Origin of the sequence: Salinirussus salinus (assembly GCF_009831455.1) — an archaeon.
Classification (GTDB): Archaea; Halobacteriota; Halobacteria; order Halobacteriales; family Haloarculaceae; genus Salinirussus; species Salinirussus salinus.
On record NZ_WOWO01000003.1, the window covers coordinates 359,133 to 385,495 of the forward strand.

Consider the following 26,363-nt stretch of genomic DNA (forward strand, 5'->3'; position numbering starts at 1 on the left):
CCGAGAGCGCGGGGCCGGGCATAAACCGCCGGGACCGCTACCTCCGGTATGCCCATCCACGCCGCGCTCGACGACCGCCTGCTCCGCGTCCGCGAGGCCGACGGCGGCTGGCAGGCCGAGGAGACGCTGGTCGGCCACGACTTCGAGTGTCTCGCTGCCGACGGCGACCACGTCGTCGCGGGCACGGTCGAGGCCGGCCTCCAGTACAGCCCCGACGGCGGCGACACCTGGCAGGCTGTCGACCTCGCGGACCGCGTGACGAGCGTCACGGTCGGCCCGGACGGGACGGTCTGGGTCGGCACCGAACCCAGCGCCGTCTACCGGGCGCCGAACGGAGACGTGGAGTCTCTCACGGCGTGTGCGGACCTGACCGCGCTCCCCTCGAGCGACCGGTGGTCGTTCCCGCCGCGTCCCCACACCCACCACGTCCGGTGGATCGCGGTCGCGCCCGACGACCCCGACCGGCTGTACGTGGCAATCGAGGCCGGCGCGTTCGTCCGGTCGACCGACGCCGGGGAGAGCTGGGAGCCCCACCCCGAGGGCGCCCGGCGGGACAACCACACCGTCGCCACCCACCCCGAGGCCCCGGAGCGGGTCTACGTCGCCGCGGGCGACGGGTACGCCGAGTCCGGGGACCGCGGCGGGCGCTGGCGGTACCCCCAGGAGGGGCTGGAGCACCGCTACGTCTGGGGGCTGGCGGTCGACCCCGGCGACCCCGACAGAATGGTCGTCTCGGCGGCCCGCGGTGCGCGCTCGGCGCACACCCCCGCGAACGCGGAGGCGTACGTCTACCGGCGGGAGGCGGGCGGCGACAGAGCCGCCGGAGGCGACGGCGGCGCCTGGCACCTGGCGATGGACGGGCTCCCCGACCCGGAGGGCACGGTACGAGCGGTGCTGGCCGCGGGCGGGCCCGGCGAGTTCTACGCGCTGACCAACCGCGGACTCTACCGCAGCCGGGACGCTGGAGAGGCGTGGGAACCACTCCCGGTCGAGTGGCCCGGCGCCTACACCGGGCAGGTCGGGCGCGGGCTGGCGGTGGTCTGAGCGGCAGCGGGCGGCCCACTGGGGACGGGGATGTCGTGGCTGCGAGCTCGGCTACTGGTACATCCCCAGCGGCTGGGCGCGGGTGGATTCGTCCTGGGCCTCCTGCATCCGCTCGGCGAGGTTCTCGCGGGCGGTTGCGATCCGGTCGGCCTGCTCGACAAGCCGGTCGGTGTCGACCTCGACGCCCGCGATGGGCTCGACCGCCTCCGTCAGGATGACCCGGGCGGCCTCGGGGTCCGGAAAGCCCTGGCTGGCCTCGACCACGAGGGCGACGCCGTCGACGCCCTGCTGTCCGGCCTCGGCGACCAGTGCGCCGGTTGGCCCGCTGATCAGTCCGCTTTCCTCCGGCGTCGAGACCCCGTGCTCCTCGAGCAGGGCGCCGCCGGCACCGGTCCCGATCCCGTACAGCCCGGGGACACCCTCCTTCTCGACGGGCAGACCGCTCAGGTAGACCGGTGTGACGTCCCGTTCAGCGAGCCAGCCGGTGACACAGCCGGCGAACTCCTCGGCCGCGCTGGGCGAGACGGGGATGTCGCTCTGGAGGACCAGCAGGTCCCGCGCCTCGTCGGCGTAGATGCGGACGGGCGCTTTCACGTCCCGGCTGCCCTCGTGGTAGACCGCGACGTCGGGCAGCCCCTCGCAGCGACAGGCCGCGAACTCGGTCATCCCGAACTCCTCGACGAGGTGGTCGGCCGCGATCTTGCCGACGAGTCCGACGCCGGGAAGCCCCTCGACCAGCGTCGGCTCCGTCAGGTCAACGTCGGTGAATTCCTCGATGTGTGCCATACCGGAACGGCGACGCCCAGCGACTTAATCCCGCCGGCGGTGGGATTATGTCCGTCGGCCGTGTTCCTCCTGGAATGAGCGAAATACCGGCCGACGAGCCCGAGGAGACGCCGTTTTCCGGCACCGGCGACGAAACCGACTGGGTCGACGTCCGGATGACCGACCCCCAGGAAGGGGAGTGGGACATCGACGCCGTCGTCGCCGACGGGCGGGTCGAGTACGTCGACCTCCGGATCCGGCCGGCGCTGCTGACCGGTTTCGTCGAGTGTCTCGTCGAGGACCTGGACGACGAGGGGGCCGCCAGGGTCCTCCAGCGGCTCGCCGACCGGCAGGACGTCGACCTCGACGGCTGACGCGGGCCGCGCCACGGGGCGACGGCGTGCCCGGTACGGTCGTGCGCCCAGCCGTCGGCTCAGCTGTCGTCGTCGGACTCGCTCTCGACCTCGATGGTCCTGGGTTCGGCGTCCGCGTCGCCGGCGTCGTCGCCGAACAGCGTCGAGCCGATGTCGCGGGCGACGGACTCCACCTGATTGCGGAGCGTGCTCACCTCCGACTCGAACTCCTCGACCGACCGCTCGACGTAGTGGACCCGCTGGAGCGGGACCCGCCGGACGATGTCGTTGCCGGCCTCGTCCTCGTCGAGCTTGACGATCCAGTGGTCCTGGAAGTAGGCGATGCGCTCGTTCGGGACGGTTCGCTCGACGGTCCCCTCCTCGGGGTCCTCGTAGACGATGACCGCCTCTCCGAGGTCCGGGTCTGCCATACCGGGGGGTGGAGCGGAACACGGGTAGGTCTGTTGGCGCCGCTTCGAAACCCACAAGCGCCGGCCCGGCCTTGCACCGCCAATGGACGTCCTGGAGCGGTACGAGCCGCTTGTGGGTGACTTCGCGGCCTTCCTGGCGGCCTGCGAGCGCCCGCTGCCCTCGGTCGTCAGGGTCAACACGCTCCGGACGACCGTCGAGCGCGCGAGGGCGGCGCTGGCCGAGGCAGGGTTAGAGCCCGAGCCGGTCGGGTGGCACCCCGGACTCTTCCGGCTCTCGGGTCAGCCGGGCGCGAACTGGCCGTACGCCCACGGCTGGCTCCACGGCCAGGAGGAGGTGTCGGCGGTCCCGGCCCGCGTGCTCGACCCCCGGCCCGGCGACGTCGTCTGGGACGCCACCGCCGCGCCCGGCTCCAAGACCACCCAGCTCGCGGCGCTGATGGAGGATTCGGGGCGGGTGGTGGCCACCGACAACAACATCGGGCGAGTGTCGGCACTGCGCTCGAACACCGAGCGGCTGGGCGTGACGAACACCGCCGTCACTACCGAGGACGCCCGCAACCACTCGCTGAAACCCTTTGCCCACGACGCCTACGACCGCGCGCTGGTCGACGCCCCCTGCTCGTGTGAGGGGACCGTCCGGAAGAACCCCGACACGCTCGAGGAGTGGACGATGGAACACGTCGAGGGGGTCGCCGCCGTCCAGAAGGGCGTGCTCCGGCGGGCCGTCCAGGCCACCCGCGAGGGCGGGGTCGTCGTCTACTCGACCTGCACGTTCGCCCCCGAGGAGAACGAGGCCGTCGTCGACTACGTGCTGGGCGAGGAGGACTGCCGGCCCCTGGAGATGGACCTGCCGCTGGAGCACGCCTCGGGTGTCACCGAGTGGCAGGGCGAGACCTACGACGACCGGCTGACCCGCGCGGCCCGGATCTACCCCCATCATAATGACACGGGCGGCTTCTTCTGTGCGAAACTGGAGGTGACCGGATGAGCGACGGAGGCGGGGCAGGCGGCGGGAGCAAGCGCGGGAACGGCAGCGAGGGCACCGGCGAGGCCGAGAACCGCCCCCACCGCTTCGACCGCCTGCCCGCCACGGCCAGCGAGCGGACGGTGCCGAACCGGCCGACCCGCGCGGCGGTGCTGGAGTGGTTCGAGGAGCGGTTCGGCATCCCGCCCGGGACCTTCGAGGGATACAGCTTCTGGGAGCGGGGTGCGGGGAAGATATGGTGTCTCGCGGAAGTTGACACACCGGAGCCCGACGCCGTCGACGTCGAGGCCCTGGGGATGACGCTTCTCAGGACCCGCCAGGAGCACTGGAAGCCGACGATGGCCGGCGTCCAGAAGTTCGGCGGCCACGCCACTCGAAATGTTCTGGAACTCGACGACGAGCGCGCCCGACGGTTTCTCGCCGGCGAGGAACAGGAGGTCGAGTGGGAGGGCGACTGGGGGTATCTGATCATCGCTCACGAAATCGCGGGCGGCGTCGAACCGCTCGGGGTCGGCCTCTACACCTACGGAACGCTGCGCTCGCAGGTCCCGAAGGGGCGGCGCCGTGAATTGGAAAAGTGAGGTACCGCCTGACGGTGGTGTTTGATTAAACAGTCTTGCTGTCGGGAGTACTGAGAACAGCAAGAAAGCCCCGACTGGCTCCGCTCCCGCGCCTCGCTGTCACCGAAAGAGCGCTGCGCGCTCTTTCGAGATGAGCGCGGGACTCCGTCCCGCGAACCATGCGAACGGCAGCTTCGCTGCCGTGAGCAGATGACGAGAGAGCTTCGCTCTCTCGAACCACGCGCGCTCACGGTGCTCGCGTGCTTGCGTCACCGGGAGAGCGAAGCTCTCCCGAGCCCGCGGCGCGACGCGCCGCGGACGGCGGGGTTCGCGGAGCCAGCCACCCCTTTCAGTCCCGCCCAAGTCGGCTGTCCAGGCCGGGCGGGACTGAAAGGGGCCGGCGGCTCGCCGAGCGAGACAACGCAAGCACCGCAAGGAGCGGAGCGACTGAGGAGCGCAGCGAGTCGCAGCCGGCGAGCCGCCGGGGGCTTTCTTACTGGAATCAATCCTGGTTCTGCTGAAGTAAACGCCATCTGAGTGAGGCACACAAGACAGTTAGCCGTTCGAGGGAAGCATTCGCGCATGTGCCTGCCCTCCAGGCGCTCGGTGCTCTGCGGCCTCGGGTCGGTAGCTGCCGCCGGACTTGCGGGATGTATCGAAGCCAGGCCCAACGACACTTCCGGCACCGCCAACGACGACCTGGAAGGGAGCACCACCTTCCACACCTCCATCGAGGTTCGCAACGAGGACGACAGGGCCTACACCGTGACGGCCGTCATCCGGCAGAGCGGCGAGCGCGTCCGCGAGGCCAGCACGCTCGCCAGCGCGGGCACGACCCGCGAGGTCGGTGTCGGCTCGCTCAAGCCCGGCGTCTACACTCTCGTCGTTCGCCTCGATTCTGGGGAGAGGGCCCGCACGGGACTGTCGGTTCGGGAAGATAGTGGTCGGGATCGTACAGTGGTGATCGACGAGTCCGGCGAGGCCCGCTTCCCCTGACCTACAGCGGCTCCTCGCCCTCGATGATCCGCTCGGCGCGGTCGGCGAGTGCGGGAACCCGCTCGCGCATCTTCGGGTACATCGGGTTGTCGGCGTTGCCCTCCAGGTGGCGCCGGAAGAACATCTCGCCCAGCCCGGCGAGCTTGTAGACCGCGAGCGTCCGGTAGAAGCGGTCGTTGTCGTAGTCGAGGCCGGTGCGTTCCTCCCACCGCGCGACCAGTTCCTGGCGGGTCGGGAAGTCCTCGTGTTCCATGAAGCGGGTGACGAGTTCGGGCAGCACGGGCTCGGGGTCTTTCGCGTCCCGCCAGTAGGAGAGCATCCAGCCCAGGTCGAAGAAGGGGTCGCCGAGCGTCGACATCTCCCAGTCCAGCACGGCGTTGAGCCGCGGGGGGGTGCCCGGCGCGAACATGACGTTGTCGTGTTTGTAGTCGCCGTGGACCAGCGTGTGGGGGTACTCTTCGGGGGTGTTCTCGCTCAGCCACTCGCCGACCCGGTCCAGCGCGGGCACCTCCCGCTCCTCGCGGGTGACCTCGAAGGCCCACTCCAGTTGCTCGTGCCAGCGGTCGACCTGCCGTTCGGTGTACCCCTCGGGGTAGCCAAAGTCCTCGAGGCCGACGGCCTCGACGTCGACCTGGTTGATCTTCGCGAGCGTGTCAACCAGTTCCTCGCCCACCTTCTGCCGGCCCTCGGGGGTCTGGAACCGCTCGGGGACGCCCGCCCGCGGGACGTCGCCGGGGACCCGCTCCATCACGTAGAAGTCGGAGCCGATGATGTCGTGGTCGTCGCAGCCGACGATGGTCTCGGGCAGGGGGACGTCGGTGCCTTGGAGCGCGCTCATCACCTCGTACTCCCGGAGGACGTCGTGGGCGGTGTCGGCGGTCTCGCCCGGCGGCGGCCGCCGGATGATGAACTCCCGGTCGCCCCACTCGACGGTGAGCGTCTCGTTGGAGTTGCCGCCCTCGTGGCGCTCGACGCTGTAGCTGTCTGTCGGTCCGAGTTCCTCCTCCAGAAAGGCCTGGAGCTTGTCCACGTCGACCAGGCGCTCGAAGTAGTCGTCGGCTTCTGCCATGGTGCTCTCTCCACGGTGGATGCATGAAAATGTGTGGGGTTTGGCCACACACACCCGCAGACGAGCATCGTTCGCGCGGGCCGCGACCCGTGGTATCACCCCTCGCGAATCGGCGTCGAATTTCCGGCGCTGACGCGCTGATGCCGTTGCAAGCGGACGATACAGCAATTTTTATCCGGCCATCCACGCCTCCTCTAGACGATGACGAATCTCGTCACCGACGTCGCGGAGACGGTCGACGCGTATCCCGACCAGCCGGCGGTCTCCTTCCGGGGCCGGGAGATGACCTATGAGCAGTTCTGGCACCAGACCGGTCAGCTCGCGAAGGCGCTGACCGACGCCGGCCTGGAGCCCGGCGACCGTGTGGGTGTGTACCTCCCGAACCTCCCGCAGTTCGTCGTCTCCTACTACGGCGTGCTCCGTGCGGGGGGCGCGGTCGTCCCGATGAACCCCCAGTACAAGGCCCGCGAGATCGGTCACATGCTCGAGGACAGTGAGGCACAGGCCGTCATCGGCCTCGCCGACCTCGTCCCCTTCGTCCAGGCGGTCCGGGACGACGAGGACGTCGACGACAGCGTCGAGACGGTCGTCTCGGTCGGTGGCGAGGCCGAGGGCGCGACCCCGTTCGAGGAGTTCCTGGCCGAGGAGCCCATGGAGACCGTCGACCGCGCGGACGACGACGTCGCCGCCCAGCCGTACACCTCCGGCACGACCGGCACGCCCAAGGGGGTCCTGCTGACCCACCACAACCTCGGGTGGATGACCCGCCACGCCGGTGACGTGATGGAGGAGGACTACGGCCCCGAGGACAAGCTGCTCGGCGTCCTGCCCCTGTTTCACATCTACGGGATGACCGTCGTCATGAACGCCGGCCTCTACAACGGGTCGACGTACTACCCGATGCCCGAGTGGGACGCCGAGGAGGCCCTCTCGCTGATCGAGAGCGAGGGGATCACCATCATGCACGGCGTCCCCGCGATGTACAACGACATCATCAACACGCCCGGCGCCGCCGACTACGACCTCTCCTCGCTGCGCTTTGTCAACTCCGGCGGGTCGTCGATCCCCATCGAGGTCATCGACCGCTTCGAGGAGATGTACGACCTCCAACTCAACGAGGGGTACGGGCTCACGGAGACCAGCCCGATCACCCACGCCAACCGCCCCGGCGCCCGCCGGAAGGGTTCCATCGGGAAGTCGATCCCCGGCGTCGACGCGAAGGTCGTCGACGACGACTTCGAGGAGATGCCCCGGGTCGAAGCGGGCCCCATCGACGAGGACGACTACGACCTCTCGGAGATCGTCGGCGAGATCGTCGTCTCCGGCCCCAACGTGATGAAGGGCTACCACGGCCGCCCGGAGGCGAACGCGGAGGCGTTCACCGAGGCCGAGGGCAAGACGTGGTTCCACACGGAGGACCTCGGCTACTGGGACGAGGACGGCTTCTTCTACGTCATCGACCGGGAGAAGCACATGATCGTCACCGGCGGCTACAACGTCTACCCCCGGGAGGTGGAGGAACTCCTCTTCGAGCACCCCGACGTGGCCGACGCGGCCGTCGTCGGCATCCCCGACGAGCGCCGCGGCGAGACGGTGAAAGCGTTCGTCGTCCCGACGCCCGACGCCGAGGCGACTCCCGAGGACATCAAGGAGTACTGCCTGGACAACATGGCCGCCTACAAACACCCCCGCGAGGTCGAGTTCGTCGACGAACTCCCCCGGACGACGACGGGGAAGGTCCAGAAGTTCGAGCTGCGCGAGGCCGAGCAGGAGACGCCCGACTGAGCGAAGCGAAGGAGAAGTCTCCGGACGACCGAGCGGCGACCGCAGGGAGCCGCGAGGCCGAGCAGAGCGAGGTCTCGGAATAGGCGAGCGGGAGCGAAGCGACACGCGAGCCGGGGAACCGAACCGTCCGGTTGAGGGGTGGGAGAACCGTCCGCTGAAACACGAAACGAGTTTCCCGTTTCTGCGCGTCGACCACGCCCAATACCGCCGGACAGCGGACGGTTCGAGCCCGAGCGGTGGAAATCCGCATCCGGTGGAACTTTAGGAGATGCGGACGCACCTCCTGACAGTCATGCACGTAGATGACATCGACCGCGTCACGGTTCTCGGCGCGGGCAACATGGGACACGGTATCACGGAAGTCGTCGCCATGGCCGGCTACGACGTCGTGATGCGCGACATCGAGCAGGAACTGGTCGAGGACGGCTACGACGACATCGAGTGGAGCCTCCAGAAACTCGGCGAGAGCGGCCGTCTCGACGAGGAGCCCGAGGAGATCCTCGGCCGGATCGAGACCGAGGTCGACCTCGAGGCCGCAGTCGACGGTACCGACCTCGTCATCGAGGCTGCCCCCGAGGACCTGGAACTGAAACGGGACATCTACACGGACCTCGACGAGTACACCCCCGAACACACGATCCTGGCCTCGAACACCTCCTCGCTGCCGATCACCGACATCGCGGAGGCCACCGACCGACCCGAGCAGGTCGTCGGGATGCACTTCTTCAACCCGCCGGTGAAGATGGACCTGGTGGAGGTCATCTACGGCTCCGAGACCTCCGACGAGACCGCCGAGGCCGCCTACGAGTTCGTCGAGGCCATCGACAAGACGCCCATCTACGTCCGGAAGGACGTCCGCGGCTTCGTCGTCAACAGCGTCCTGGGGCCGTTCGGCGACGAGGCCGCCTGGATGGTTTCGAATGACGAGGCCACCGTCCGGGAGGCCGACGCGACGATGGTCCACGAGCGAGGCTACCCGATGGGGCCCTTCGAGCTCGCGGACCTGACCGGCATCGACGTCGGCTACCACGTCCGCAAGGAGGCCGGCGACCCGATCCCGCCGGTCGTCGAGGAGAAAGTCGAGGCCGAGGAGCTGGGTCAGAAGACCGGCAAGGGCTACTACGACTACGAGGACGGCGACGGCGCCGACTACGGCCCCGAGGACGTCTCCGAGGACTTCGACTGGCTGCGGGTCGAGGCGCGGATCATCAACGAGGCCGCCCGGCTGATCGGCGACGACGTCGCCACCCCCGACGCCATCGACACCGGGATGCGGCTGGGCACCGGCTTCCCCGAGGGTCCCTGCCGCCGCGCCGACAAGCTCGGCCTCGATACGGTGCTGGAGAAGCTGGAAGACCAGCTCGAGGCCACCGGTGAGGACCGCTACGAGCCTGTCGACTATCTCGTCGAACTCGTCGAGGAGGGCAAGACCGGCAAAGAGGCCGGCGAGGGCTTCTACGAGTACGACACCGGCAGCGGTCCTGGTGACTACCACACAATCAACTGGGAGCTCTCCGAGGACGGCCTGCTCGAGGTCGAACTCGACCGGCCCGAGCGGATGAACACGCTCAGCGGCGACCTGACCGAGGCCGTCGTCGACCTGCTGAACTCCATCGACGACGACGAGGTCCGGGCGGTCACCTTCGAGGGCGCCGGCGACCGCGCGTTCTGTGCGGGCGCGGACATCTCCGGCTTCTCGGACATCGAGCCGGCCAAGGAGGCCGAGCCCGGCGAGTTCTTCGAGACGGTCGCGAACTACCCGCGGCCGACGCTTGCCAAGATCGACGGCTACTGTCTGGGCGGCGGGCTCGAGCTCGCGATGGCCTGCGACCTCCGGGTCGCCACCGAGTCCTCCGAGTTCGGCTTCCCGGAGATCAACCTCGGGCTGATCCCCGGCGGCGGAGGGACCCAGCGCTCGATGCGGATGCTGACCGAGGCCCGCGCGAAGGAACTGGTCTTCCGCGGCGAGCACATCGACGCCGACCGCGCCCACAAGTGGGGGCTGATCAACTGCGCCGTCAGCGACGAGAACTTCGAGGAGGTCGCCGGGGAGTTCATCGACGACCTCGTCAACGGCCCGCCGGTCGCGCTCCGCCACGCCAAACGCGTGATGAACAGCGGCCAGGACCAGGACCTGGAGACGGGCCTGGACCTGGAGAGCCAGTCGTTCTCGCTGCTGCTCACGACCGACGACATGATGGAGGGCGCCGCGGCCTTCGCCGAGGACCGCGAGCCCGAGTTCGAGGGGAAGTGACGAGATGACCGACACCGACGGTGAGGTCGACGCCGACCGCGAGGCCGACGCCTCCGGGGAGGTCAGCGACCCTGCCGAGGACGGCGAGTTCGGGTCCGGCCGGCACACGGACCTGGAGGCCGCACAGGCGGTGCTCGACCAGCACGGCTTCCTCTCCTGGCTCGGCATCGAGTTCGTCGAGGTCGAGGAGGGTCGGGCCGTGATGCGGGTCCCCCACCAGGAGAAACTGGCAAACTGGTCGGGCGGCTCGCTGCACGGCGGCGTCACGGCCACCGTCATCGACAGCTGCTCGGCCTTTGCCCTCCGGACGACGTTCCCGGACCCGCTGGACCCGATGCTGGTGACCACCGACCTCACGGTCCGGTACGTCCGGCCGGCCACCTCCACGATCACGGTCGACGCCGAGGTGGTCCGCTCGGGCGAGTCAATGGGGATGACCCACGTCGAGGTGACCGGCACCGCGCCCGACGGCTCCGAGAAGGTCGTCGCCACCGGCGGCACCACCTACCGGATGTTCGAGAACGTCGACCACGCGGGGGAGACATGAGTGGGGACAGTTCGAGCGGGGATTCGGACGGGGACAGCTTTTTCGCCGGCGTCGAGGTCGGCGACTCCCGCGTGACGGAGGCCCGCACGATCACCGAGGCCGACGTGACCAACTTCGCGGGCGTCAGCGGCGACTTCAACCACATCCACACCGACGCCGAGCGGATGAAGGAGTCGCCTTTCGGCGAGCGGATCGCCCACGGGGCGCTGGTCTTCTCGGTCGCCACGGGCCTGCTCTGGCGCTCCCGGTCGGAAGAGGAGCGGGAGGCCGTGGTCGCCTTCTACGGGATCGACCACCTGCGCTTTGTCAGTCCAGTCTTCATCGGCGACACGGTCCACGTCGAGATGGAGGTCATCGAGACCGAGCCCACCCCCGACCACCCGACCGCGGGCGGCACTGTCCGCTACGACGTCGACATCGTCAACCAGGACGACGAGACGGTCATCTCCGCGGAGTTCATCTCGCTGCTGGAGTAGCCGGCGGTCGCTGACCGCACCGGCCTACTCACCGCCGTTCAGGGCTTCAGGACGACCTTGCCACTGGAGTTGCGGTCCTCGATGAACTGCAGGGCCTCGGCCGCCTCCGCCAGGTCGAACTCGTGGCCGACGATCACTTCGAGGTCGCCGCTCGCGAGCCCCTCGTTCAGCGGCTCCACGGCCGAGAGCACTCGGCCCGGTTCCTTCACCAGCCCGCGGCCGAGGTGGTAGCCGTACACGGTATAATTGTTGAAGAGGAGTTCGCCCGTGTCGAGCTGGCCGGGTGTGCCCGAGGCCGCACCGTAACAGACCATGCGGCCGAACTCGCGCAGGGTCTCGAGGCTCTGGCTGCTGGTCTCCCCGCCGATGCCGTCGAGCACCAGGTCCAGGTTCTCGCCGTCGGTGATCTCCTCGACTGCCTCGACGAAGTCGGTCTCGGTGTAGTTGACCGGGTGGTCACAGCCCAGGTCGGCGGCGAGGTCCAGCTTCTCGGCGGTGGAGGCCGTCCCGAACACGTCGGCGCCGGCGTTGCTGGCGAGCTGGACGGCGGCGGTACCGACCCCGCCGGCGGCCGCGTGGATCAGGACGCGCTCGCCCTCCTCCAGGCCGCCCCACTCGAACAGGCAGTTGTGGGCGGTCAGGAACTGCACGGGGACGCCGGCGGCCTCGGCGAAGGACATCCCCTCGGGGGCGTCGAGCAGCCCGCCCGCGCTGGCGACGGCGTACTCCGCGAAGGCGCCACCATCGGCAAAGCCCATCACCCGGTCGCCGACCTCGCGGTCGGCGCCCTCGCCGACGGCGTCGACGACGCCCGCGACCTCCATCCCCGCGACGTAGGGCGGCTCCGGCCCGCCCTGGTAGTGGCCGCGTCGCTGCATGATGTCCGCGAAGTTGATGCCCGCGGCCTTCACCTCGACCCGGACCTGTCCCGGGCCGGGGTCGGGAACATCGCGGTCGGTCACCTCGATAACGTCGTTGCCGCCGAAGTCGGTCACCTCGATCGCTTGCATACCAACCCGGGGGGAGCGACGGAGCATAAAGCCGGATGGTCGGCGGTCGCGGGAGGCCACTTCGCTCTCCGCCCGGGCCCCGTGCTCCGAGTGACCTCACTCGGGAGCCAGGGCCTCGATGGTCCGGTCGATATCCTCGGGCTCGGCGGCACGGGGGAACGAGACGGAGGCGACGGTCAGGCCGTCGATGGCCTCGAAGGTCGCGATCCGGTCGCGACACTCCTCGGGGGTGCCGGCGACGGCCAGCTCGTCGAGCAGGTCCTCGGGGAATTCGGCGACGAGCCGGTCGCGGTCGCCGTCGTTCCAGTTGTCGTGGATCTCGTGGGCCAGCTCCTCGTAGCCCTGCCGGGCCAGCGCGTCGCGGTAGAAGGTCCCCATCCCGCCGACGTAGAAACAGATGTGCTGTTTGACCAGGCGGCGGGCGCGCTCGCGGTCCTCGTCGACACAGCAGGTCAGCGAGAGGGTGACCTCCTGGGATCCCCGGTCCCGGTCGCCCATCTCCGAGCCGCGGTCGAAGTCGGCCAGCCGGTCACGGATCCCCTCGCGGGTGAGCATCAGGGCGTGCCAGCCGTCGGCGAAGCGCCCGGCGAGTTCGACGGCCTTCGGCCCCATGCCGGCAGCGTCGATCGCTGGGGTCGGCTCGGGGGGCTCGCACCGCAGCCGGAAGCCGTCGAGGTCGTAGTACTCGCCGTCGTAGCTCACCCGCTCGCCGGCGAGCACCTGCTTTGCCACGTCGACGGTTTCGCGGGTGTACCGCAGGGGGTTGGCGAAGTCCTCGCCGTGCCAGTTCTCGATGACGATGGGGCCGGAGGGACCGAGCCCGAGCCGGAACCGCCCCCCCGAGACCTCCTGGAGGGTGGCGGCGGTCTGCCCGATGAGCGCGGCCGACCGGGAGTAGATCGGCATGATCGAGGTGCCGATCCCGATCTCCTCGGTCCCGTGGGCGATGCTGGTCAGGACGGTGACGGCGTCCCGGCCCCAGGTCTCGGGGAGCCAGGCGCGGTCGTAGCCCAGTCGCTCGGCGCGCTGGGCCTGCTCGACGAGGGTCTGGACGCTGGGCTGTGCGGCCACCGGGAGGAAGACGTCGCGTTTCACACCGTGCCGGTCCACCCCCTCGCCGAATAAGCTACCGGTAGCCGGGGACTGCGGTCCCGGTGCCCTCAAATACCCCCGGCTGGTGGGATACGTCCATGAGCGAACCCCCCGCGGAGTGGGACGCGGTCTTCTTCGACATCGGCGGTGTCATCGTCAGCCTCCCGGCGATCCGCGCCGGGTACGTCGACTACGTCGAGCAGTTCGCCGCCGAGCGCGGCCTCGACCCCGAGCCCGCACTCGAGGCGTGGCGCGACCGTCTCGGCGAGCACTTCAAGGCTGCCGAGGGCCGGGAGTACCGCTCGGCAGAGGAAGGGTACCGGAAGGCCTTCCAGCACATCGCCGACGGCGACATCGAGGAATCGGCGTGGCGTCCGGACTTCGAGCGGACGCTCCGGGCCGCCCGCGAGCTGGAGCCGAACGCCGCCGAGACCATTCGGGGGCTCGACGACGCCGGCCTGTACCTCGGGATCATCTCCGACATCGACACCGCCGAAGCCCACCGGATGCTGGAGGACCAGGGACTCGACACGGCCTTCGAGGGCATCACCACCTCCCAGGAGGTCGGCTACAAGAAGCCCGACGGGCGGATGTTCGAGGACGCCCTCTCGACGGCCGAGCGCCACGGGGTCGACCCGGCCCGGTCGCTGATGGTCGGCGACCGCTACGAGCACGACATGCGGGGAGGGACGGAGGCGGGCCTGTGGACGGTCGCCTACGGCGGGACCGCCGCCGAGAACGCTGGTGAGCCCGGCGACGGCTACCGCGTCGACGACGAGTACGTCGACTTCGTCGTCGAGGACCTCGCCGACGTCCTCGAGATCGTCGGCGCCGACGGCGGCGACTGAGCGGGCGGCGCCGGGAGAAACGCGGTGGCCTACTCCAGCAGGTCGTAGTCGCGGTCCTCGTGCTGGACAGAGACCCACTTGGGCTCGACCATCTCGTCCATCACCCACTCGCCGTTGTACCGGCCCAGCCCCGACTCCTTCACGCCGCCGAAGGGGGCGTTGGGTTCGTCCTGGATCGGGTGGTCGTTGACGTGGACCATCCCGGCCTCGACCTGGTCCGCGAGTTCGCGCGCGCGGTCGAGGTCCCGACACTGAACCGCCGCGGCCAGCCCGTACTCGGTGTCGTTGGCGACCTCAATGGCTTCCTCCGTCGAGGACACTTCGATCACGGGTGCGACGGGGCCGAAGTGCTCGTTGCAGGAGGCGGCCATGTCGTTCGTCGCGTCCGAGAGGACCGTCGGCTCGACGAAGAGCCCCTCCGCCTCGCCGCCGGTTTCGAGCGTCGCGCCCTCCTCGACGGTCTGTTCGACGTACGCGAGCAGGTCGTCGCGCTGGCTCTCGTTGACCACGGGCCCGAAGTCGACGCCGTCCTCGGCGGGGTCGCCGACCGTCAGCGACTCGGCGTGCTCGACCAGCCGGTCGACGTACTCGTCGTAGACGTCCTCGTGGACGATGTGACGGTTGATGGAGATGCAGACCTGGCCCTGGTGGGTAAAGGAGCCGACGGCGCCGACCTCGGCCGCCTGCTCGACGTCGACGTCGGCGGTGACGACGTTGGGGCCGTTGCCCCCGAGTTCGAGCGCGGGGAGGGCGATGCTGCTGCCGGCCTGGCTGGCGACCCGCTTGCCGACGCTCGTCGAGCCGGTGAAGGAGATGGTCCGCGGAATCGGGTGGCCAGCCATCCGGTCGCCGATATCGGAGCCGCGGCCGGTGACGACGTTGACGACGCCGTCGGGGAGGCCGACCTCGTCGGCGACCCGCGCCAGCCACAGCCCGCCCGTGATCGGCGTGTCGGAGGCGGGCTTGACGACGACCGTGTTCCCGAGCACCAGCGCGGGCGCCAGCGCCCGCGTGGTCAGGTGGAGCGGGAAGTTCCACGGCGAGATGACCCCCACGACCCCCACCGGCTCGTGGACGATGTGGTGTTTCTTGCCCTCGAAGAACTGGGAGTCCCGGACCTCCTCCTCGGGCGGCTCGAGTTCGAGCGCGGTCTGGAAGTCGACCATCGCGATGGTTGCCTCCTGGCCCGCTTTCCCCTGGGTGCTGCCGCCCTCCCGGACCAGGAGGTCGACGACCTCGGCGAGGCGGGCCTCGAACTCCTCGAGGAACGCGCCGACCAGTTCGACCCGTTTCTCCCGGCCCATCGCCTCCCACTCGGGCTGGGCCGCGTCGGCGGCCTCGTAGGCAGCGTCGACGTCGTCCTCGGTCGCCGCCGGCACCTCCGCGACCGTCTCCCGTGTCGCGGGGTTCTCGACCGGGATCGTCTCGCCGCTTGACGGCCCGGTCCACTCGCCGTCGATGTAGAGTCTGCTCCACTCGGCGTCGGCTTCCGATGATTGTTTCGACATCGACACAATGGAGGGGCGGACAGGTGAAAACAGTTTTCGTGGCGTTGACCAGTTCGGGTGGGGCCGTCCGGCGGCCGGCTCAGAGCAGGCTGAACACGAGCAGCGGGACCAGGAACATGATGACGAACAGTACGCCGATGACGACCCCGTAGCCGACGGCGGTCAGCAGTCCTGTCCGCACTGCCGGGTGGTCGAAGTCCGCGAGCGGGTTGTCCATACACAGGTGTCCGCCCGGACCGTCTTAAATGGTGTCGAACGAAACCGGGGTAGTCGGCCTGTCGGCGCGACCCGCAGGCACGACCCTGGCCCGACGCTTACCGCCCCTCGAACTCGGGCTCGCGGTCCTCGAGGAAGGCCTCGACGCCCTCGCGGTGGTCGTGGCTGTCGAAGACGACGCCCTGGGCGGCGGCCTCGTCGTGTAGCGCCTGCTCCAGGTCCTTCTCGATGCCGTCCTGGATGAGCCGCTTGGCCCGGCTCAGCGCGACCGTCGGGCCGGCGGCGATCCGGTCGACCATGGCTCCAGCCTGGTCCTCGAACTCCTCGTCGGGGTAGACGTGGTTGAAGAGTCCGAGGTCGTCGGCCTCCGCGGCGCCGAGGATCTCGCCGGTGAACACCAGCTCCTTGGCCTTGTTGACGCCGACAACGCGCGGCAGCAGGTATGAGGTGCCGCCGTCGACGCTCAGGCCGACCTGGTTGAACACGAAGCCGATGCTCGCCGAGTCGCTCGCGAGCACGACGTCACAGCCGATGGCGAGGTTCGCGCCCGCGCCCACGGCGGGCCCGTCGACCTTCGCGACCGTGGGGTAGGTGCAGGTGACCAGTTTCACCATCGTCTCGCTGAGCCCGCGCTCGAGCTGGTCGACGGCCTCGTCCAGGGACTCGTCGCCCTCCAGTCGGTCTTTCATCCCCTGGATGTCGCCGCCGGCCGAGAAGGCCCCGCCCGCGCCCTCGACGACCACACAGCGGACGTCGTCCCGCTCCTCGACGGTGTCGAGGTGGTTCTCGATCCCCTCGGAGATGGGGCCGGTCACGGGGTTCATCCGGTCGGGCTGGTTCATCGTCAGTGTCGCTACGCCGTCCTCGACGTCGAGTAGTACTGCGTCGCTCATTGGTTGCCTCGTGGCCGGCCGACGCGCGCCGGGGAGTAAAAGCTTCCCTCGCTGGACGGTGGCGGGGGGCCCGTCCCGGTGTGTGGCGGCTACGCCAACTATTTTGCCCGTGGGGCGTGCAGAAGCGGACATCTCATGACAGACAGCTACACCGGTGCGGACCTGTTTACCGACGCCCTCGAGGCCTACGACGTCGAGCACGTCTTCGGCAATCCCGGGACCACCGAACTCCCGATCATGCAGTCCATCGTGAACAGCGAGCTGGAGTACATCCTGGGCGCCCACGAGGACGTCGCGGTCGGGATGGCCTCGGGCTACGCCGCCACCCGCCGGTACCACACCGACGACGACCCGTCGATCAACCCCGCGGGCGTGGTCAACCTCCACATCACGCCCGGGCTGGCCCACGGGGTCGGCAACATCTACGGCGCCAGCTTCGCGGGCACGCCGCTCGTGGTGACGGCGGGCAACCACGAGCGCGACTTCCGTCACGAGGAGCCGCTTCTGTACGGCGAACTGGAGGAGATGGTCGACCAGTTCTGCAAGTGGTCCGACGAGGTGCTCGACGTCCGGGCGCTGCCCACGATGCTCCGGCGGGCCTTCCGGGTCGCCCTGACCCCTCCACAGGGGCCGGTCTTCCTCGGCCTTCCACAGGACGTGATGCTCCAGGAGACCGACCCCTCCGAGGTCGAGCCCCTGGGCCCGATCCCGTCGGCGGGGGCGGGCGACCCGGGCCAGGTCGCGGAGGCCGCCGACCTGCTCGCGGAGGCCGACGAGCCCGTGTTCGTGCTGGGCGACGAGGTAGCGCGCGCGGGAGGAGACGCCGTCGACGCCGCCGTCGACTTCGCGGAAGCCGCCGGGGCCGCGGTCTACGCCGAGGTGCTGGCCTGCGAGGTGAACTTCCCCGGCGACCACCCGCAGTGGATCTCCTACATGCCCGCCGCCGAGAGCCTCCTCCAGAGCCTGATGGACACCGACACGCTGGTCTTCGTCGGTACCTCCACCCACACCACGCTGATGCACCACGAGGACGACCTGGTGAGCCCCGACGCCACCTGCATCCACGTCAGCCCGGAGGCCTGGGAGGTCGGCAAGAACTACCACGCCGACGCGGCCGTCGTCGGCGACACCGGCCTCGTGATGGAACAGCTCGCCGACCGCCTCGAGGAACGGGTCTCCGAGCGCGAGCGCGAGCGCCGGCTCGACGTGGTCCGGGAGACCAAGGAATCGCTCTCGGAGTTGATGATGTCGATCAGCGTCGACGAGGCCGAGGAGGGCGAGAGCCGCGCGGGCAAACACGAACTCGTCGACGCGCTCCGGGAGGTCGCCCCCGACGCCTATATCGTCGACGAGGGGGTCACCTCCAAGTATCCCCTGCTGGTGCGCTGGCCGCTTGCCCCGCAGCAGTACATCTCGAACAAGGGCGGCGGCCTGGGCTACGGGCTACCGGCCTCAATCGGCGCGGCGCTCGCGGAGTCGATGCGCGATGAGCCCCGGGACGTGCTGGGCTACGTCGGCGACGGTTCGTACCTGTACTATCCCCACGCCATCTACTCGGCCGCGCGGTACGACCTGGACCTGACGGTGGTCATCTCCGACAACCGCAACTACCGGATCCTCAAGAACAACACCGCGAACATCTACGGCGGCGACGCCGAGGACTACGAGTACACGGGGATGGACTTCGAGCCACCGGTCGACCTCGTCGCGAACGCCGAGAGCCACGGCGCCGACGGCCACCTGGTGGAGACACCCGAGGAGATCGCCCCCACCGTCGAGGAAGCGATGGACAGCGAGGGCGTCGACGTGGTGGACGTGCTCGTCCACGACTGACGACCGCCCCGTCTCAGTATAACTTTAGCCGTGGATTTGCGGGCACGTCACTTCTTCATCAAACTGCCAAACGCAATCCATTGCTCTCACACGGTGCAAGATACAGAGCGCATAGTCAGCATATGGTGAGGGGTGAGCGCGCACGGAGGACTACATCGAGTGGGACGAGTTCGCCCTCTATTCAGGGGCCGGAGTACGGGCAGTTGCCGCCTCGAAGGCGTCTGCGACGGCGACGGCTCCTTCGGCGAATCGTCTGAGTTCGTCGCCGTCCCGTATGGACGCCATCGTCTCGACGTACACCATCGTCTCGTCACTCGGGATGTCCTTTAGGATAGCGTCCCCCATTCCAACCCCGAACATGGAACCCCCTGCCTCCTCGGTCAACCTGGCGGCCACGCCGGACGCGTCCCCGACGGCAGCGATCTGGAAGTCTCGAATCGCGCGTAACGCCCTCCCCGACTGGCCCTCGCTGACGGCCTCCACGGCCGCAGGCGGGGTCCCCTTGAGAAAGAGGCCGTCCTCGGCGACGGCGAAGACCCCCTCCGCGCCGGAGTCGGTCTCGGACGTGTCGTCGATTCCGAGCATTCCGGACCCCCCGGCGCTGCCGTCCCCTCGGCTGGCTGGAGAGGCGATTACTCCCCCGTCTGCAGCGCCGGACAGTTCCGCCTCTACGATCGTGTACGTGACTCGATGAGTACTGGTATCCCCATCGCTTCTGACTGACTGGTGTCTCCCCTCATTGCCCTGTTTCTCACGGCGATACACGTAGCGGATAGTGACGGGCCGGCCGTCGATGCTCCCCGTCAGTTCCAGTGCGCCATCGGACGAGCCGTCTCCGACTGGGCTGAGCCCCGCCTGCCGGCCCGCCGCTTCCCACTGCTTGGCCTCGTGTCGCTCCTGGATGAAGCGGAGAACGAGCAACCCGGCAAAGGCGACTCCGATAGCGGCGATGAGTGCCCCATACGAACCACCTGGGAAGTCCGAGATGGTCAGCCAGGGCTCTGCCGCGCCGTCGCCGACGGCGAGCCCCGCCCAGATTACGAGTCCTATCCATGCGACCGCCGCTACCTTGTAAAGCGCTCCCTGCAGGTCCATGATCTCTCACCAGCATCTGCCTGTACGGTTTTAAATCATTGGCTAGATACACTCTCTATATCGGTCACGTCTCTTCTGTCAGCGGGTCGTACTCTCCGCCCATTGTTGCGGTGACGGATCAGGAACAGGCTTGGAACACGACTCAGCCACCACCGCTCTCGGCCGCTGTCTCCCCTCACTCCCCGTCGAGCACGTGGTCCCGCACCTCAGGGAGCACCGTCTCGGCGCGGTTCTGGAAGACGTAGGAGGCGCGGCCGTCGAGCGGGGTCGGGTCGAGGTTGACCACCGCGAGCGTCGCGCCGCGGTCGGCGGCGGTCTCGGGGAGGCTCGCGGCCGGCTCGACGGTCAGCGACGAGCCGACGACCAGAAAGAGGTCGCTTCGCTCGGCGGCGGCGTGGGCCGTGAGGTGTGCGTACTCGGGCAGCGACTCCCCGAAGAGGACGCTGCCCGGCTTCAGCGGGCTCCCGCAGTCCGGGCAGGCCGGCGGCCGCTCGCCGCCCTCGGCCCGCTCGCGGGCGGGGTCGGCCGGGCCGCGGTACCGGCAGGCGGCCCCCGAACAGACGACCCGGTCCCCCGAGCCGTGGAGCTCGACCACGGCATCGTCGGGCGCGCCCGCCGCCTGGTGGAGCCCGTCGGTGTTCTGGGTGACGAGCGTGTCCACCGCGCCCGCGCGGACCAGGTCCGCCAGGCTCCCGTGGGCCGGGTTCGGGTCGGGGTCCGCGGGGAAGACCTCGCCGCGGGCGGCCAGCCAGTCGTTCCAGAACCCGCCGGGGTCGTCCTCGAAGCGCCGGATGTCGAACTGGTCGCGGTCGTACCGCTCCCAGATGCCGTCGTCGCTCCGGAAGTCAGGGATCCCGGAGGCCGTGCTCACCCCCGCCCCGGTCAGGACGGTCACCGCGTCGGCGTCGGCCACGGCGCGGGCGAGGAGTTCGGTCCGCTCGGTCATACCCGCACTGTCGGCCGAACGGCAACTAAACGTTGCGGGGGCCAGTGCGGGCCGAAGACCGCCGCGAGCGGAGGTCGTCACGGGCGAGGGCGGGGCGTTCGCGTGGCAGGGCGGGCGTGCCACGGCGGCCGAGAGCCGCCGTCCCGGGGCGCTCCGCGAACGACGGAAAAAACCGCGCTACATCCGCGCTGTAGCGGGAACGGAAACGCTTAATCCGGAAGGTTCCAACCCAACGAGTATGCGAGTGCTGGTAACAGTCAAGGAAGACGAGGTCGTCGACGACGAGTTCGAGATCGACGGGCTCGACATCGGCGAACAGTACGTCTCCTACGAGCTCAACGAGTGGGACGATTACGCGGTCGAGGAGGCCGTCCAGCTCAGCGAGGCCGACGAAGACGACGAGGTGGAGGTCGTCACCGCCACCATCGGCCCGGAGCGCAGCGAGGAGACCATCCGGCAGGCGCTGGCGAAAGGCGCCGACCGCGCGGTCCGCGTGTGGGACGACGACCTCGCGGAGGTGGACGTGCTCGACCCGACGATGAAGGCCCGGCTGCTGGCCGGCGTCGTCGAGGAGGTCGAGCCCGACCTCGTGCTCACGGGCGTGCAGGGCGGAGACGACGCCTTCGGCGCGACCGGCGTCGCGCTCGCCGAGACCGTCGACTACCAGTGGGCCGCCGTCGTCAACGACCTCGACCTGGACGCCGACGCGGGGGTCGCCTCGGTCCACCGCGAGCTCGAGGGCGGGGTCGAGGAGCTGACCGACGTCGACCTGCCCGCCGTGTTGAGCATCCAGACGGGGATCAACGAGCCCCGCTACGCCAGTCTGCGGGGGATCCGCCAGGCCCAGTCCAAGCCGCTCGACGTCCACACGCCCGACGAGCTGGGTGTCGACGTCGCGGAGCTCGACAGCGCACTGACGCTGACCTCGATCGCCGAGCCCGAGTCCGAGAGCGACACCACGCTCTTCGAGGGTGACGCCGGCGAGCAGGCCGAGCAGCTGGGTGACCTCCTTGAGGACGAGGGGGTGGTCGAGGGATGAGCGACGTTCTGACCGTCGCCGAGCACCGCCAGGGCGAGCTCCGCCCCGTCAGCCACGAACTGGTCACCGCCGGCCGCGAGCTGGCCGACGCCAGCGGCGGGGACCTCCACGTCGCGGTCATCAGCGGCGACGTCGACGCCTACGCCGAGGCGGTCAACCGCGCCGGCGTCGACGCCATCCACACCGTCGACCACGGCGAGGAGTTCAACCACGACGTCTACAGCCAGGCCGTCGAGCAGCTCTACGCCGAGCTCGACCCGCAGTACCTCGTGATGCCCCACACGGTCAACGGGCTGGACTACGCGCCCGCCGTGGCGACGTCGCTGGACCTGCCGCTTGCGACCGACGTCATCGACTTCAGCCACAACGGCTCGCTGTCGGTCACCCGCGAGACCTACGGCGGGAAGGTCGAGGCCGACATCGAGATCGAGGGTGACAACGCCGCGGTGACGCTGCGCCCGACCGAGTGGGAGCAGGCCACCGAGGCCGGCGACGCCGCGGTCGAGGCCTTCGACGCCGCCATCGACGAGGACGCCGTCGGGTCGACGGTCACCGGCTTCGAGGAGGTCGCCGGCGGCGACGTCGACATCAGCGAGGCCGACTTCATCGTCTCGATCGGCCGCGGGATCGAGGAGGAGGAGAACCTCGACATGGTCTGGGACCTCGCGGACGCGCTGGGGGCGACGCTCGCTTCCTCCCGGCCGATCGTCGACAACGGCTGGCTCCCCCAGAATCGCCAGGTCGGTCAGTCCGGCAAGGTCGTCACTCCCGACGTCTACATCGCCATCGGCATCTCCGGTGCGGTCCAGCACCTCGCCGGCATGAGCGGCGCCGACACCATCGTCGCGATCAACGAGGACCCCGACGCGCCGATCTTCGACGTCGCCGACTACGGCATCGTGGGTGACCTCTTCGAGGTCGTCCCCGAACTCACAGAGCTGTTCGAATAATGATCCCCCTACAGGCGGAGGTGACCCGGGAGACGTTCTGGCAGATCGGCCCGACTGGCAAGGCCGTCTTCTACTACCTGGCGGTCGTTGCCATCCTCGTACTCCTCGTGGGGGTCGCCCGCCGGGTCAACAGCTACCGTGCCGCGAGCGAGGACCCCTTCGAGCGGGTCGGCTCCGTCTCGACGCGGCTCCGGAAGGGGATCACCGACATGTTCTCCAACCGGACGCTGTTCAGCGGGGACACCTTCGCCGGCCTCTGGCACATCTTCGTGTTCTGGGGCTTTCTGACCCTGCTCATCGCGACGACCATCCTCGGGATCGACATGGACTTCTGGCAGCCGGTGATGGGCGAGTCCTTCTTCGTCGGCGACTTCTATCTCTCCTACTCCTTCGTCGTCGACGCGATGGGGCTGCTCTTCGTCATCGGCATCGGGATCGCCATCTACCGCCGGCACGGCCTCTCGATGGAGCGGCTGTGGGGCGACCACAGCGGCAACGAGGACGTCCTCTTCCTGTGGACGCTGTTCGTCCTCGGGGTGGGCGGGTACGCCGTCGAGGCGCTGCGCATCCTCGGGCAAGGGTTCCCCTCCTTCGAGACCGTCTCCTTCGTCGGCTGGGGGCTGGCCTCGGCGTTCAGCGCCGTCGGCATCTCCGAGGGGATGGCGACCGCCGCCTACCCGGTCATCTGGTGGTCACACGCCCTGCTCGCGCTCGGCTTCGTCGCCTGGGTGCCCTACGGCAAGCCGTTCCACATGCTGGCCTCGGCGGCCAACCTGATGACCAGCGACGACAAGGCCGGCGTCCGGCTGCCCGGCGTGCCCGCCGACGCCAGCCCCGAGGAGATCGGGCCCAGCGAGGTCGAGGACTTCTCCTGGAAGCAGACGCTGGACCAGGACGCCTGCACCAAGTGCGGGCGGTGTTCCTCGGCGTGTCCGGCAAACGCCTCCGGGCGCCCGCTTGACCCGCGGAAGGTCATCCTCGACATCAAGGAGTACCGCGAAGGCCGCTCGGAGCACGACGGGGACGTCCCGATCATCGCCGACGGCGGCACCAGCGTCATCGACGCCTCCACGATGGAGTCGTGTATGTCCTGTATGGCCTGCATGGAGGCCTGTCCGGTCGACATCGAGCACCTGACCCACTTCACGGACATGAACCGCCGGCTGACGGAGTCGGGCCAGATGGACGAGAACGTCCAGGAGGCGATGATGAACGTCTTCCGCGAGGGCAACACCTTCGGCGACTCCGCGCGCACCCGGCCGGAGTGGACCGAGGACCTCGACTTCGAGGTGCCCGACGCCCGCGACCAGGCCGTCGAGTACCTCTGGTACGTCGGCGACTACCCCAGCTACGACGGCCGCAACAAGGAAGTCGCGAAGGCCCTGGCGCGGGTCTTCCACGAGGCCGACGTCGACTACGGGATCCTCTACGAGGACGAACAGACCGACGGCAACGACGTCCGTCGGGTCGGCGAGGAAGGCCTCTACGAGCAGCTCGTCGAGGAGAACAGCGAGGCCATCGGGGACTGCGAGTACGACACCATCGTCTGTACCGACCCCCACTCGTTCAACACGTTCAAAAACGAGTACCCGGAGTTCGAGGCCTGCGGCTGGGGCGAGGAGGACGTCGCCCACTACACCCAGGTCGTCGAAGGGCTGGTCGAGACCGGCCGGCTCCGGGTGCCGGGCGCGCTCGACTACACCGTCACCTACCACGACCCCTGTCACCTGGGGCGGTACAACGACGAGTACGAGGCCCCCCGGAAGCTCGTCCAGGAGACGGGCTGTGACCTCCACGAGATGCCCCGCAACCGCGACAACTCCTACTGCTGTGGCGGTGGCGGTGGCGGCCTCTGGCTCGACCACGAGGAGGAAGAGAAACCCAGCGAGGAACGGCTGCGGGAGGCCCTGGAGGACACCCAGGCCGGCAGTGCCGTCGAGAAGTTCGTCGTCGCCTGTCCGATGTGCATGACGATGTACGAGGACGGCCGCAAGACCGGCGGCTACGAGGACGACATCGAGGTCGTCGGCACGACGGAACTGCTGGCGGAAGCGCTGACGGCGTCCTGACCGGCGCTCGCTTTCTTTCTCCACACCCGTCCACAACGCCGCCGACGTGGTGGCAAAGGTCTATGTGAGCGTAGTCGAATGTCGGGGTATGCTGGATTACTACGGTATCGAAGAGGACCTCTCCGAGGAGGAGAAGATGATCCGGGACACCGCCCGGGAGTTCGTCGAGGAGGAGGTCCGCGAGGACATCGGCGAGCACTGGATCGAGGGCACCTTCCCCACCGAGCTCATCCCGAAGATGGGCGAGATGGGGTTTTACGCCCCCAACCTCGACGGCTACGACCTGCCCGACGTCAGCGAGAAGGCCTACGGCCTGCTGATGCAGGAACTGGAGGCCTGCGATTCGGGGCTGCGCTCGATGGCCTCCGTCCAGGGGGCGCTGGTCATGTACCCCATCCACGCCTACGGCAGCGAAGAGCAGAAAGACCGGTTCCTGCCGGACCTGGCGACCGGCCAGAAGGTGGGCTGTTTCGGCCTGACCGAGCCCGAACACGGCTCCGACGCCGCGGCGATGGAGACCACCGCCGAGGCTGACGGCGACGGCTACGTCCTCAACGGCTCGAAGATGTGGATCACCAACTCCCCCATCTCCGACGTTGCCGTGGTGTGGGCCCGGGACACCTCGGACCCGGACACGCCCGTCCGCGGGTTCCTCGTCGAGACCGACCGCGACGGCGTCACCACCAACAAGATCGACGAGAAGCTCTCCCTGCGGGCCTCGATCACCGGCGAGATCAGCCTCCAGAACGTCCACGTCACCGAGGACAACGTCCTGCCGGGCGTCGAGGGGATGAAGGGGCCGCTGTCCTGTCTCACCCAGGCCCGCTACGGGATCGCCTGGGGGGCCGTGGGCGCGGCCCAGGACTCCTACCGGACCGCACTCGACTACGCGACCGACCGCGAGCAGTTCGAGACGCCCATCGCCGGCTTCCAGATGCAACAGGACAAGTTCGCGGAGATGGCCACCCAGATCACCCTCGCCCAGCTGCTCGCTCACCGGCTGGCCGACCTGAAGGAGCGCGGCGACATGCGCCCCCAGCACGTCTCGATGGCAAAGCGCAACAACGTCCGGACGGCCCGCGACCAGTCCCGGATCGCCCGCGAGATCCTCGGCGGGAACGGGATCACGGCGGACTACTCGCCGATGCGTCACATGGCCAACCTCGAGACCGTCTACACCTACGAGGGGACCCACGACATCCACACCCTCATCCTCGGCGAGGACCTGACCGGCATCCCCGCCTACAGCTGAGCGAGACGGGCTGGGTCGCTCCCGGTTTCCGCGCCCGGTCGTGTCGCGGCCTTTTATGTATCCGGTCGGCCTACCGGGGAGTATGCAATGGTCGAAGCTGCCGGGGACGGAGTGGGCGCCCCGGATCGGCGGTATCCCGACTGGCGTCGTCGAGTCGATGGGCCTCCAGCGCCTGCTCGCCGCGGTCGGTGCCCTGGTCGTGCTCGCGTTCGCCGCCGGGGCGCTGTGGGCGCTGGGTACCGAGACGCTCGCCTCGGGCCGGCAGGTCGCCGCCGTCGTCGCGCTGGTGGTCGCCGTCGGGTCGCTCGCGGCCGTCATCGGGTTCAGCGTGACGAGCACGGAATAAT

26 protein-coding genes are annotated in these 26,363 nt (G+C 69.1%); 16 read left to right on the forward strand and 10 right to left on the reverse strand.

Going from position 1 to position 26,363, the window contains the following annotated elements; all coding sequences use genetic code 11:
* Window positions 1-48 precede the first annotated feature (48 nt).
* Window positions 49-1,044, forward strand: a complete 996-nt coding sequence (locus GN153_RS11785) for a WD40/YVTN/BNR-like repeat-containing protein (RefSeq protein ID WP_159902995.1) — start codon at window positions 49-51, stop codon at window positions 1,042-1,044.
* Between the two features lie 51 nt (window positions 1,045-1,095).
* Here the strand turns inward: GN153_RS11785 and GN153_RS11790 are convergent, their stop codons facing one another.
* Complete coding sequence (locus tag GN153_RS11790) at window positions 1,096-1,830, reverse strand: proteasome assembly chaperone family protein (protein WP_159902997.1); 735 nt, start codon at window positions 1,828-1,830, stop codon at window positions 1,096-1,098.
* A gap of 74 nt (window positions 1,831-1,904) precedes the next feature.
* Between GN153_RS11790 and GN153_RS11795 the strand changes: the two genes are divergently transcribed.
* Window positions 1,905-2,183 (forward strand): hypothetical protein, encoded by a 279-nt coding sequence (locus tag GN153_RS11795; protein WP_159902999.1) that lies wholly within the window; start codon window positions 1,905-1,907, stop codon window positions 2,181-2,183.
* Window positions 2,184-2,242: 59 nt separating this feature from the next.
* On the opposite strand, the gene GN153_RS11800 is transcribed toward GN153_RS11795, so the two are convergent.
* Window positions 2,243-2,593 carry a hypothetical protein gene (locus tag GN153_RS11800; protein ID WP_159903001.1) on the reverse strand — a complete coding sequence of 117 codons (351 nt, stop codon included), beginning with the start codon at window positions 2,591-2,593 and terminating at the stop codon, window positions 2,243-2,245.
* An 82-nt stretch (window positions 2,594-2,675) separates the two neighbouring features.
* Here GN153_RS11800 and GN153_RS11805 point away from each other — a divergent pair, with 82 nt between their 5' ends.
* From GN153_RS11805 to GN153_RS11815, 3 genes are all read left to right on the forward strand, one after another.
* Window positions 2,676-3,581 (forward strand): RsmB/NOP family class I SAM-dependent RNA methyltransferase, encoded by a 906-nt coding sequence (locus GN153_RS11805; RefSeq protein WP_159903003.1) that lies wholly within the window; start codon window positions 2,676-2,678, stop codon window positions 3,579-3,581.
* Window positions 3,578-4,159 (forward strand): DUF7122 family protein, encoded by a 582-nt coding sequence (locus GN153_RS11810; RefSeq protein WP_159903005.1) that lies wholly within the window; start codon window positions 3,578-3,580, stop codon window positions 4,157-4,159. The genes GN153_RS11805 and GN153_RS11810 overlap by 4 nt, the downstream gene beginning before the upstream one ends.
* 561 nt (window positions 4,160-4,720) lie before the next feature.
* Window positions 4,721-5,134: a hypothetical protein gene (locus tag GN153_RS11815; RefSeq protein WP_159903007.1), complete on the forward strand. Its 414-nt coding sequence runs from the start codon at window positions 4,721-4,723 to the stop codon at window positions 5,132-5,134.
* Between the two features lies 1 nt (window position 5,135).
* Here the strand turns inward: GN153_RS11815 and GN153_RS11820 are convergent, their stop codons facing one another.
* Complete coding sequence (locus tag GN153_RS11820) at window positions 5,136-6,203, reverse strand: phosphotransferase family protein (RefSeq protein WP_159903009.1); 1,068 nt, start codon at window positions 6,201-6,203, stop codon at window positions 5,136-5,138.
* 201 nt (window positions 6,204-6,404) lie between these two features.
* Between GN153_RS11820 and GN153_RS11825 the strand changes: the two genes are divergently transcribed.
* The 4 genes from GN153_RS11825 to GN153_RS11840 all read left to right on the forward strand — a co-directional run bounded on the left by GN153_RS11825 (window position 6,405) and on the right by GN153_RS11840 (window position 11,265).
* Window positions 6,405-7,988 carry a long-chain-fatty-acid--CoA ligase gene (locus GN153_RS11825; protein ID WP_159903011.1) on the forward strand — a complete coding sequence of 528 codons (1,584 nt, stop codon included), beginning with the start codon at window positions 6,405-6,407 and terminating at the stop codon, window positions 7,986-7,988.
* A 292-nt stretch (window positions 7,989-8,280) separates the two neighbouring features.
* Window positions 8,281-10,242, forward strand: a complete 1,962-nt coding sequence (locus tag GN153_RS11830) for a 3-hydroxyacyl-CoA dehydrogenase/enoyl-CoA hydratase family protein (protein WP_159903013.1) — start codon at window positions 8,281-8,283, stop codon at window positions 10,240-10,242.
* 4 nt (window positions 10,243-10,246) lie between these two features.
* Entirely contained in the window at window positions 10,247-10,789 is a 543-nt protein-coding gene (locus GN153_RS11835) for a PaaI family thioesterase (RefSeq protein WP_159903015.1), read from the forward strand.
* The gene (locus GN153_RS11840; protein WP_159903017.1) at window positions 10,786-11,265 is read left to right on the forward strand and encodes a MaoC/PaaZ C-terminal domain-containing protein; all 480 of its coding nucleotides are present in this window, start codon (window positions 10,786-10,788) and stop codon (window positions 11,263-11,265) included. The genes GN153_RS11835 and GN153_RS11840 overlap by 4 nt, the downstream gene beginning before the upstream one ends.
* 38 nt (window positions 11,266-11,303) lie before the next feature.
* Here the strand turns inward: GN153_RS11840 and GN153_RS11845 are convergent, their stop codons facing one another.
* Together GN153_RS11845 and GN153_RS11850 are read right to left on the reverse strand one after the other, a co-directional pair.
* Window positions 11,304-12,275: a quinone oxidoreductase family protein gene (locus GN153_RS11845; RefSeq protein ID WP_159903019.1), complete on the reverse strand. Its 972-nt coding sequence runs from the start codon at window positions 12,273-12,275 to the stop codon at window positions 11,304-11,306.
* A 96-nt stretch (window positions 12,276-12,371) separates the two neighbouring features.
* Entirely contained in the window at window positions 12,372-13,370 is a 999-nt protein-coding gene (locus GN153_RS11850; RefSeq protein ID WP_159903021.1) for a TIGR04024 family LLM class F420-dependent oxidoreductase, read from the reverse strand.
* Window positions 13,371-13,465: 95 nt separating this feature from the next.
* On the opposite strand from GN153_RS11850, the gene GN153_RS11855 reads away from it, so the two are divergent.
* A complete protein-coding gene (locus GN153_RS11855; RefSeq protein WP_159903024.1) occupies window positions 13,466-14,215 on the forward strand; it encodes an HAD family hydrolase in 750 nt (249 codons plus the stop codon).
* A gap of 29 nt (window positions 14,216-14,244) precedes the next feature.
* Here the strand turns inward: GN153_RS11855 and GN153_RS11860 are convergent, their stop codons facing one another.
* The 3 genes from GN153_RS11860 to GN153_RS11865 all read right to left on the reverse strand — a co-directional run bounded on the left by GN153_RS11860 (window position 14,245) and on the right by GN153_RS11865 (window position 16,832).
* Window positions 14,245-15,723 (reverse strand): aldehyde dehydrogenase family protein, encoded by a 1,479-nt coding sequence (locus GN153_RS11860; protein ID WP_159903026.1) that lies wholly within the window; start codon window positions 15,721-15,723, stop codon window positions 14,245-14,247.
* 79 nt (window positions 15,724-15,802) lie between these two features.
* The gene (locus tag GN153_RS17540) at window positions 15,803-15,940 is read right to left on the reverse strand and encodes a hypothetical protein (protein WP_201287883.1); all 138 of its coding nucleotides are present in this window, start codon (window positions 15,938-15,940) and stop codon (window positions 15,803-15,805) included.
* 97 nt (window positions 15,941-16,037) lie between these two features.
* A complete protein-coding gene (locus tag GN153_RS11865) occupies window positions 16,038-16,832 on the reverse strand; it encodes an enoyl-CoA hydratase/isomerase family protein (RefSeq protein WP_159903028.1) in 795 nt (264 codons plus the stop codon).
* A gap of 135 nt (window positions 16,833-16,967) precedes the next feature.
* Between GN153_RS11865 and GN153_RS11870 the strand changes: the two genes are divergently transcribed.
* Window positions 16,968-18,665 carry a thiamine pyrophosphate-binding protein gene (locus tag GN153_RS11870; RefSeq protein ID WP_159903030.1) on the forward strand — a complete coding sequence of 566 codons (1,698 nt, stop codon included), beginning with the start codon at window positions 16,968-16,970 and terminating at the stop codon, window positions 18,663-18,665.
* Between the two features lie 177 nt (window positions 18,666-18,842).
* Here the strand turns inward: GN153_RS11870 and GN153_RS11875 are convergent, their stop codons facing one another.
* Together GN153_RS11875 and GN153_RS11880 are read right to left on the reverse strand one after the other, a co-directional pair.
* Complete coding sequence (locus tag GN153_RS11875) at window positions 18,843-19,760, reverse strand: hypothetical protein (protein WP_159903032.1); 918 nt, start codon at window positions 19,758-19,760, stop codon at window positions 18,843-18,845.
* A 175-nt stretch (window positions 19,761-19,935) separates the two neighbouring features.
* The gene (locus GN153_RS11880) at window positions 19,936-20,706 is read right to left on the reverse strand and encodes an SIR2 family NAD-dependent protein deacylase (protein WP_159903034.1); all 771 of its coding nucleotides are present in this window, start codon (window positions 20,704-20,706) and stop codon (window positions 19,936-19,938) included.
* A 238-nt stretch (window positions 20,707-20,944) separates the two neighbouring features.
* On the opposite strand from GN153_RS11880, the gene GN153_RS11885 reads away from it, so the two are divergent.
* The 5 genes from GN153_RS11885 (at window position 20,945) to GN153_RS11905 (ending at window position 26,362) form a co-directional block, all read left to right on the forward strand.
* Window positions 20,945-21,745: an electron transfer flavoprotein subunit beta/FixA family protein gene (locus GN153_RS11885; RefSeq protein WP_159903036.1), complete on the forward strand. Its 801-nt coding sequence runs from the start codon at window positions 20,945-20,947 to the stop codon at window positions 21,743-21,745.
* Window positions 21,742-22,695 (forward strand): electron transfer flavoprotein subunit alpha/FixB family protein, encoded by a 954-nt coding sequence (locus tag GN153_RS11890; protein WP_159903038.1) that lies wholly within the window; start codon window positions 21,742-21,744, stop codon window positions 22,693-22,695. The genes GN153_RS11885 and GN153_RS11890 overlap by 4 nt, the downstream gene beginning before the upstream one ends.
* Entirely contained in the window at window positions 22,695-24,764 is a 2,070-nt protein-coding gene (locus GN153_RS11895; protein ID WP_201287884.1) for a heterodisulfide reductase-related iron-sulfur binding cluster, read from the forward strand. The genes GN153_RS11890 and GN153_RS11895 overlap by 1 nt, the downstream gene beginning before the upstream one ends.
* 88 nt (window positions 24,765-24,852) lie before the next feature.
* Window positions 24,853-26,016 (forward strand): acyl-CoA dehydrogenase family protein, encoded by a 1,164-nt coding sequence (locus GN153_RS11900; RefSeq protein ID WP_159903040.1) that lies wholly within the window; start codon window positions 24,853-24,855, stop codon window positions 26,014-26,016.
* A gap of 82 nt (window positions 26,017-26,098) precedes the next feature.
* Window positions 26,099-26,362, forward strand: coding sequence for a hypothetical protein (locus tag GN153_RS11905; protein ID WP_159903042.1), 264 nt, complete (start codon window positions 26,099-26,101; stop codon window positions 26,360-26,362).
* The last annotated feature ends 1 nt before the right edge of the window (window position 26,363 follow it).

Excerpts from the sequence above, each read along its gene's own strand:
- GN153_RS11785 (WP_159902995.1), top strand. The coding sequence starts at position 49 with ATGCCCATCCACGCCGCGCTCGACGACCGCCTGCTCCGCGTCCGCGAG.
- GN153_RS11790 (WP_159902997.1), bottom strand. The coding sequence starts at position 1,830 with ATGGCACACATCGAGGAATTCACCGACGTTGACCTGACGGAGCCGACG.
- GN153_RS11795 (WP_159902999.1), top strand. The coding sequence starts at position 1,905 with ATGAGCGAAATACCGGCCGACGAGCCCGAGGAGACGCCGTTTTCCGGC.
- GN153_RS11800 (WP_159903001.1), bottom strand. The coding sequence starts at position 2,593 with ATGGCAGACCCGGACCTCGGAGAGGCGGTCATCGTCTACGAGGACCCC.
- GN153_RS11805 (WP_159903003.1), top strand. The coding sequence starts at position 2,676 with ATGGACGTCCTGGAGCGGTACGAGCCGCTTGTGGGTGACTTCGCGGCC.
- GN153_RS11810 (WP_159903005.1), top strand. The coding sequence starts at position 3,578 with ATGAGCGACGGAGGCGGGGCAGGCGGCGGGAGCAAGCGCGGGAACGGC.
- GN153_RS11815 (WP_159903007.1), top strand. The coding sequence starts at position 4,721 with ATGTGCCTGCCCTCCAGGCGCTCGGTGCTCTGCGGCCTCGGGTCGGTA.
- GN153_RS11820 (WP_159903009.1), bottom strand. The coding sequence starts at position 6,203 with ATGGCAGAAGCCGACGACTACTTCGAGCGCCTGGTCGACGTGGACAAG.
- GN153_RS11825 (WP_159903011.1), top strand. The coding sequence starts at position 6,405 with ATGACGAATCTCGTCACCGACGTCGCGGAGACGGTCGACGCGTATCCC.
- GN153_RS11830 (WP_159903013.1), top strand. The coding sequence starts at position 8,281 with ATGCACGTAGATGACATCGACCGCGTCACGGTTCTCGGCGCGGGCAAC.
- GN153_RS11835 (WP_159903015.1), top strand. The coding sequence starts at position 10,247 with ATGACCGACACCGACGGTGAGGTCGACGCCGACCGCGAGGCCGACGCC.
- GN153_RS11840 (WP_159903017.1), top strand. The coding sequence starts at position 10,786 with ATGAGTGGGGACAGTTCGAGCGGGGATTCGGACGGGGACAGCTTTTTC.
- GN153_RS11845 (WP_159903019.1), bottom strand. The coding sequence starts at position 12,275 with ATGCAAGCGATCGAGGTGACCGACTTCGGCGGCAACGACGTTATCGAG.
- GN153_RS11855 (WP_159903024.1), top strand. The coding sequence starts at position 13,466 with ATGAGCGAACCCCCCGCGGAGTGGGACGCGGTCTTCTTCGACATCGGC.
- GN153_RS11860 (WP_159903026.1), bottom strand. The coding sequence starts at position 15,723 with ATGTCGAAACAATCATCGGAAGCCGACGCCGAGTGGAGCAGACTCTAC.
- GN153_RS17540 (WP_201287883.1), bottom strand. The coding sequence starts at position 15,940 with ATGGACAACCCGCTCGCGGACTTCGACCACCCGGCAGTGCGGACAGGA.
- GN153_RS11865 (WP_159903028.1), bottom strand. The coding sequence starts at position 16,832 with ATGAGCGACGCAGTACTACTCGACGTCGAGGACGGCGTAGCGACACTG.
- GN153_RS11870 (WP_159903030.1), top strand. The coding sequence starts at position 16,968 with ATGACAGACAGCTACACCGGTGCGGACCTGTTTACCGACGCCCTCGAG.
- GN153_RS11875 (WP_159903032.1), bottom strand. The coding sequence starts at position 19,760 with ATGGACCTGCAGGGAGCGCTTTACAAGGTAGCGGCGGTCGCATGGATA.
- GN153_RS11880 (WP_159903034.1), bottom strand. The coding sequence starts at position 20,706 with ATGACCGAGCGGACCGAACTCCTCGCCCGCGCCGTGGCCGACGCCGAC.
- GN153_RS11885 (WP_159903036.1), top strand. The coding sequence starts at position 20,945 with ATGCGAGTGCTGGTAACAGTCAAGGAAGACGAGGTCGTCGACGACGAG.
- GN153_RS11890 (WP_159903038.1), top strand. The coding sequence starts at position 21,742 with ATGAGCGACGTTCTGACCGTCGCCGAGCACCGCCAGGGCGAGCTCCGC.
- GN153_RS11895 (WP_201287884.1), top strand. The coding sequence starts at position 22,695 with ATGATCCCCCTACAGGCGGAGGTGACCCGGGAGACGTTCTGGCAGATC.
- GN153_RS11900 (WP_159903040.1), top strand. The coding sequence starts at position 24,853 with ATGCTGGATTACTACGGTATCGAAGAGGACCTCTCCGAGGAGGAGAAG.
- GN153_RS11905 (WP_159903042.1), top strand. The coding sequence starts at position 26,099 with ATGCAATGGTCGAAGCTGCCGGGGACGGAGTGGGCGCCCCGGATCGGC.